The 6,406-nt window shown below is 57.3% G+C and carries 7 protein-coding genes and 1 pseudogene; 5 read left to right on the forward strand and 3 right to left on the reverse strand.

What is annotated here, in order from left to right:
- Positions 1-45 precede the first annotated feature (45 nt).
- The 3 genes and pseudogenes from KGA97_RS20955 to KGA97_RS20965 form a co-directional block, all read left to right on the forward strand.
- Positions 46-1,425 carry a sodium:solute symporter gene (locus tag KGA97_RS20955; RefSeq protein ID WP_008034261.1) on the forward strand — a complete coding sequence of 460 codons (1,380 nt, stop codon included), beginning with the start codon at positions 46-48 and terminating at the stop codon, positions 1,423-1,425.
- Between the two features lie 85 nt (positions 1,426-1,510).
- Complete coding sequence (locus tag KGA97_RS20960) at positions 1,511-2,236, forward strand: MBL fold metallo-hydrolase (protein ID WP_008040969.1); 726 nt, start codon at positions 1,511-1,513, stop codon at positions 2,234-2,236.
- A 34-nt stretch (positions 2,237-2,270) separates the two neighbouring features.
- A pseudogene (locus KGA97_RS20965) lies at positions 2,271-2,360 on the forward strand (acyl carrier protein); the annotation flags it as partial.
- Positions 2,361-2,453: 93 nt separating this feature from the next.
- Here the strand turns inward: KGA97_RS20965 and KGA97_RS29465 are convergent.
- From KGA97_RS29465 to KGA97_RS20975, 3 genes are all read right to left on the reverse strand, one after another.
- Positions 2,454-2,582 (reverse strand): PA1414 family protein, encoded by a 129-nt coding sequence (locus KGA97_RS29465; RefSeq protein WP_007914492.1) that lies wholly within the window; start codon positions 2,580-2,582, stop codon positions 2,454-2,456.
- Between the two features lie 183 nt (positions 2,583-2,765).
- Positions 2,766-3,698 carry a DMT family transporter gene (locus KGA97_RS20970; protein ID WP_223481431.1) on the reverse strand — a complete coding sequence of 311 codons (933 nt, stop codon included), beginning with the start codon at positions 3,696-3,698 and terminating at the stop codon, positions 2,766-2,768.
- A gap of 165 nt (positions 3,699-3,863) precedes the next feature.
- Positions 3,864-4,700 carry a S1 RNA-binding domain-containing protein gene (locus KGA97_RS20975; protein WP_008034266.1) on the reverse strand — a complete coding sequence of 279 codons (837 nt, stop codon included), beginning with the start codon at positions 4,698-4,700 and terminating at the stop codon, positions 3,864-3,866.
- Positions 4,701-5,051: 351 nt separating this feature from the next.
- Here KGA97_RS20975 and KGA97_RS20980 point away from each other — a divergent pair, with 351 nt between their 5' ends.
- Entirely contained in the window at positions 5,052-5,240 is a 189-nt protein-coding gene (locus KGA97_RS20980; protein ID WP_028621608.1) for a hypothetical protein, read from the forward strand.
- Between the two features lie 275 nt (positions 5,241-5,515).
- Positions 5,516-6,385: a DUF6279 family lipoprotein gene (locus tag KGA97_RS20985; protein ID WP_223481432.1), complete on the forward strand. Its 870-nt coding sequence runs from the start codon at positions 5,516-5,518 to the stop codon at positions 6,383-6,385.
- The last annotated feature ends 21 nt before the right edge of the window (positions 6,386-6,406 follow it).

The raw sequence follows: 6,406 nt of genomic DNA on the forward strand, positions 1-6,406 counted from the left end.
TGATTTTCGCCTCACCATAAAAAAGACAATCGGAGACACGCCATCATGGCATTGGATTTATTCGTCGTACTCATCTACGCCGCCGCGATGCTGATACTCGGCTACTACGGCATGCGCAAGGCCAAGACCAACGAAGACTTTTTGGTCGCCGGTCGTAACCTCGGCCCGAGCCTGTACATGGGCACCATGGCCGCTACCGTTCTGGGCGGCGCATCCACCGTCGGCACCGTACGCCTGGGCTACGTCCATGGCATTTCCGGTTTCTGGCTCTGCGCGGCTCTCGGTTGCGGGATCGTGGCGCTGAACCTGTTCCTCGCCAAACCGCTGCTGAAACTGAAAATCTACACCGTTACCCAGGTGCTGGAAAAACGCTACAACCCGATGGCCCGCTCCGCGAGCGCGGTGATCATGCTGGCGTATGCACTGATGATCGGCGTGGTTTCGATCCTGGCCATCGGCACCGTGCTGCAAGTGCTGTTCGACCTGCCGTTCTGGCTGTCGGTATTGGTCGGCGGTGGCGTGGTGGTGATTTATTCGGCGATCGGCGGCATGTGGTCCCTGACCCTGACCGACATCGTCCAGTTCGTCATCAAGACCGTGGGCCTGATGTTCATCCTGTTGCCGATCTGCCTGTACCGCGTCGGTGGTTGGGATCAGTTGGTGGCCAAACTGCCGGAGGCAAGCTTCAGCTTCACCACCATCGGCTGGGACACCATCATCACCTACTTCGTGATCTACTTCTTCGGCATCCTGATCGGTCAGGACATCTGGCAACGGGTGTTCACCGTCAAGACCGCCAAGGTCGCGCAATACGCCGGTACTGCCGCAGGCCTCTACTGCATCATCTACGGTCTGGCGTGCGCCCTGATCGGCATGGCCGCTCACGTACTGATCCCGGATCTGGACAACGTCAACAACGCATTCGCCGCCATCGTCAAACTGTCGCTGCCGGACGGTATCCGTGGCCTGGTCATCGCCGCTGCACTGGCCGCCATGATGTCCACCGCCAGCGCAGGCCTGTTGGCTGCCGCCACTACTCTGAGCGAAGACCTGCTACCTAAACTGCGTGGCGGTAAACAGTCGAGCCTGAGCCTGAACCGCCTGGTGACGCTGCTGACCGGTATTGTCGTGCTGGGTATCGCCCTGGTGGTGAACGATGTGATCAGCGCCCTGACCCTGGCCTACAACCTGTTGGTCGGCGGCATGCTGATCCCGCTGATGGGTGCGATTTTCTGGAAACGCGCCACTACCGCCGGCGCCATCGCCAGCATGGGCCTGGGCTTCGCAACCGCTCTGCTGTTCATGGTAAAGGACGGTCTGGATGCCAACACCCCGATCTACTACAGCCTGCTCGCAGGTCTGGTGAGCTTCATTGTGGTGAGCCTGATGTCTCGCCGCCCGGCTGCGGTGGCGAACGCCATCTAAGCTGAATATAACGACTTGATGCTTTCTTCGACGGGTGTGGCGTCGGTTGCCACACCCGTTTTTTTTCGTCTGGAGAAAACCTTTGATGAAGATTGTTTCTCGCGATCAGTGGTTCGAGGTCAAGCAACTCAGCGACGGCATCCGTCTGATTCACGAGCCTTACATCCGTCCCTTCTACCGCTGCAACCTCTGGCACATTCAGGGCCGTGACAAAGACCTGCTGCTGGACAGCGGCTCCGGTTTGGTGAGCCTGCGCGAGCAACTGCCGTGGATCACCGAACGGCCATTGGTGGCGGTGGCCAGTCATTGCCATTTCGACCACATCGCCGGCCATCACGAATTTGCCGAACGCCTGGTCCATCCCGCCGAGGCCGACATCCTGGCGGCACCTGACGGCGAAAACGATTTGAGCCGGGCATTTGTCGGCGACGATATGTTCGAGGCGCATCCTGATTGCCCGCTGTGCTACGCCGAGTACCGGGTCAAAGCCGCGCCGGCCACGGGAATGATCGAGGAAGGTGACGTGCTGGATCTGGGCAATCGCGTGTTGCAGGTACTGCATACGCCGGGACATTCACCGGGTGGCATCAGCCTGTATGAAGCGGCGACCGAAACCCTGTTCAGCGGCGACATCATCTACGACGGGCCGCTGATCGAAGACGCTTACCATTCCAACCTCGACGACTACGCACGCAGTCTGCAGCGCTTGCGTGAGTTGCCGATCCGCACCGTGCATGGCGGGCATTTCGGCAGTTTTTCCGGAGAACATCTGCGCACGATGATTGATGAGTGGCAGCGCTCGCATGGCTGAAGCCTGCTGTACTCGACATCAGGGAAAACAACAGGCATTTAGCGCCGAAGAAGAGCGGATGCTCAAAATCGCCAGGACGGCGAAAGATCTGAGTCGGTTTTTGATGGAGATCGGGCGACACTGATTTCGCCCGTTTTTTGAATTTACACCTGCTACGCAGCCGAATGCAGCCGTCGACAGCTGCTACAACACGGCTGCGGTGTTCCAGACCTTGACGTTACCGACGACGCTGCTGGCGTCGACGCTGTTCATCGTCAGTGCGAATAGGCACAGGTTGCAGAGGCGGTTCGATCAAACCGAGTGCGACACCCAGGTCATGCAGCCAGTTTTGAATTTTCTCTTTCATGGTGCCCCCTTCAGGGTAGTGCCGAGCGGCTGAAATTCTGTAGCCCCTTCGCACTGATAATAGTCCGAAGTCCTACGAAATGCTCGGCAAAATCCGCAATGATCTGTTACTGAATTGATCAAAATACCTGACCATTAGCTCAGGCAATCGCCTGGGCCTGAATCGACACCCTGGGTTGACCGGTCACTGCTGGCCAAGGGCTTTGCGCAAACGACGGCGCACCCACTGCTCAGCGCTGACAAACGTAATGCCGAGCAGCACCAGCACGGCACCGATGACAAAGTTGAGACTCAGCGCCTCACCCAGCAACACCACGCCGAACGTGACACCGAACAACGGCGTCATGAACGAAAACACCGCGAGGTTCGCCGCCAGATACCGGCGCAACAGCCAGAACCACGTCAGGTAGCTGAAAAACGAGACCACCAGCCCCTGGAACAGCACGCTGGCCACGGCCACGGTAGTCAGACTGACGTGGGTAACCTGGCCACTCAGCATCGCGATCAGCAGCAGGCCGACGAAACCGACAATCAACTGATAGAACAACGTGAGCGTCACTGTCGCTTCCGACAGGCGCGAGGCCCGCACCACGACCGTGGTCGCCCCCCAGGAGGCACCGGCCAATACGCCCAGTGCATCGCCCATCAACATGCGGTGATCGAGGTTGTCCCAGGACACCCCGCCGGCAAACGCGATGGCAATCCCGACAAACGCCAGAAAAATCCCCAACCATTGCACCGGCCTTAAACGCTCACTCGGCAACAGCCAGTGCACGCCCAGCGCGGTGAAGATCGGCGCCGTGTAAAGGAACACCGACATGTGTGCGGCCGTGGTCAGCTGCAAGCCTTCGGAAATGAAGAAAAATTCCAGTCCAAACAGCGCGCCGGCCAGTAATCCACCGCGCCACGTATGGCTGACCTGATCCCAACCGCCCTTCCAGCAGATCAGCAATCCTACAAGCAACGCAGAAATGCCTGACCGACCGGCCGCCTGCATGACTGGCGCGATGTCCGGCGCCGCCCACTTGATCATGACTTGCTGTACGCCCCAGATCAGGCACAACCCGACCATCACTTGCAGGGCAAACCCATCGGCGCTACGCCGGCTGGCGCTCACCGGAACACCTCGACAATACAATCCATGGCAGTGACTCACAGTAGAAAGCAAAGCCCCGACTCAAGGTCGGGGCAAATAATTATGCTGTCGATTATTAACCAGATGGCCAGAAAAAGTAGCCTGTGGGAGACCTTCAAGTCACCACGGACGCCATCTCGCGCGACGTCACTTCAGTTCAATGCGATCGGCATGAATGACGATCTGGCCATTCTTGTACAAAGCGCCGATGGCCTTCTTGAAGTTGCCCTTGCTGACACCGAACATGCTGGTGATCACCGCCGGATCGCTCTTGTCGCTCACCGGCAGCGCGCCGTTGTTGTCGCGCAACTTGGCGAGGATCTTCGAGTTCAGGCTGGTGGCGGCTTCTTCGCCCACCGGTTGCAGGCTCAGGCTGATCTTGCCGTCGGCACGGACTTCTTTGATGAAGCCCTTCTCTTCTTTACCGGCGCGCATGAACTTGAAGATTTCGTTCTTGTGGATCAAGCCCCAGTGCTTGTTGTTGATGATTGCCTTGAAGCCCATATCGGTGGCTTCGGCAACCAGCAGATCAACTTCCTGGCCAGGGGTGTAGTTGGCCGGGGTCTTGTCCAGGTAACGGTCCAGACGCGCGGTAGCGGTGATACGACGGGTGTGCTTGTCGAGGTAGACGTGCACCACGACGTACTCGCCCGCGGTCATCTGACGCTTTTCTTCGGAAAACGGCAGCAACAGATCCTTCGGCAAGCCCCAATCCAGGAAGACGCCGATGCTGTTGACTTCAACGACTTTCAAACTGGCGAATTCACCGACCTGAACTTTCGGCTTTTCGGTAGTTGCGATGAGTTTGTCATCGCTGTCCAGATAAATAAAAACGTTGAGCCAGTCTTCATCTTCGCTGGGAATATCTTTGGGAATATAACGATTAGGCAGAAGGATTTCGCCGTCCGCACCACCGTCCAGATATAAACCGAAGTTAGTGTGTTTAACCACTTGCAAACTGTTGTAACGCCCGACTAAAGCCATTTCCAATACCCTCATTGCGTGGGCGGCATTCTACCCGTTTTTGCAGGCCGCGTTCGGCGCCCGGCCCGGTGGCGCGAGAAAATCCTCTGGGGGCCTTAATTTTCCTGGGGTTTGACAGGCGGGTCTGGCCGCTCGTCAGGCCGACCTGTCGATTCATCGCCCTTCCAGCCAGGTAAAAATCCATTCTTCCCTACCGATGTTCTTATTTAAAACAGCAGCTTAGGGACATAACTCGAATAATAACTTGCGATTAATAGCGCTTTTGTGATGTGTATTTCAGGGGGATATTTGCCAAGCAATTGTCAAGTATTTCCTGTACGATGCGTGGCCAAGTTAATTTTCTACAGGTTAATGGCCGCCATGCGCGTAAAAGCATCCACCAGCAAAGCAAAGCCAGCTCCAGCCGTTGAAACCAGCGAATCGATCAACAATCAGATTGCTGCGTTCCTCAAATCCGGCGGCGAGATCCAGCAAATTGCCAAAGGCGTCAGCGGCCAGACGTTCGGCCCGTCCAAGCAGATTACCTTGGGCAAAAAATAACACCCGCGTTACCTGGTCCCTAAGCGCTTTGAGCTTCGAAGCGCTTGGACTGGAACCCTCCCCGCACCCCCCCGCCAAACCCCATCAATATTTCAAAAATCGACGAACGGCCCTCGATGCCGAGCATTCGCCGGTAGCTCCGCCTATTCCGGGCACAACAGTCAGTGCGATGGCCTGGTCACCCTCAAGGCTGAACGCGCGTTTTATTGATTGGCTGAACTGGCAGGCTCATCCTGCGATCACATGAGAACCTACGCTTTCGCAAGGACTCGCCCATGTCGCGCTGGTTGAAGTGTCTCGCTGTCGTCATCACTCTCAGTCTTGCCCTCGGTGCCTGCAGCCGCATGGGTCTGGCCTATCGCAACCTCGACGTGATCATCCCGTGGACGCTCAGCGATTACCTGGACATGAACGGCGAGCAGAAAGGCTGGTTCAACGAGCGCCTCAAGGAACACCTGAGCTGGCACTGCACCACGCAACTGCCAGGCTATCTCGACTGGCTGGACCGTTTGCAGGTGATGGTCGAAACCAATCAGGTCACCGACGCCGCGCTGCAATCCCGCACCCAGGAAGCCAAACAAGCCATCGCCCAGACTGCCCGGGAAATCACCCCGTCGGCCATCGAGTTGTTGCAGGGGCTGGACGACAAACAAGTCGCGGAAATGAACGAAGCCTTCGCCAAGGACCAGCGCAAACGCCAGCAGGACTACGTAAAACCGTCGCTCGTTCAGCAGATCAAGGAACGTAGCCAGCGCATGGAAAAACGTCTGGATGGCTGGATCGGACCGCTGAGCCAGCCCCAACAACAACGGGTCGTTGCCTGGTCAAATGCGTTGGGCGACCAGAACACGCAATGGATCGCCAACCGCGTGCATTGGCAGAAACAGTTCAGCGCGGCGGTTGCGCAGCGTCAGAGTCCTGGATTCCCACAGCGCATCGAGACGCTTCTGGTGAATCGCGAGAGCTTATGGACAGCCGATTACCGCAAGGCCTACGCCAACACCGAAGCTCAGGCACGAAGCCTGTTTGTGGATTTGATGGCCGAAAGCACACCGGCTCAACGCCAGCGGCTGCTGAAAAAAATCGAAGGAGTGCGCAAAGACTTCAACGACTTGAAGTGCCTTAAGGCAGCACAACAGAGCTAAGAACAACACAAAAACAATGTG

The sequence above is a fragment of the Pseudomonas sp. BF-B-15 genome (assembly GCF_019946675.1).
GTDB classification, from domain to species: Bacteria; Pseudomonadota; Gammaproteobacteria; order Pseudomonadales; family Pseudomonadaceae; genus Aquipseudomonas; species Aquipseudomonas migulae.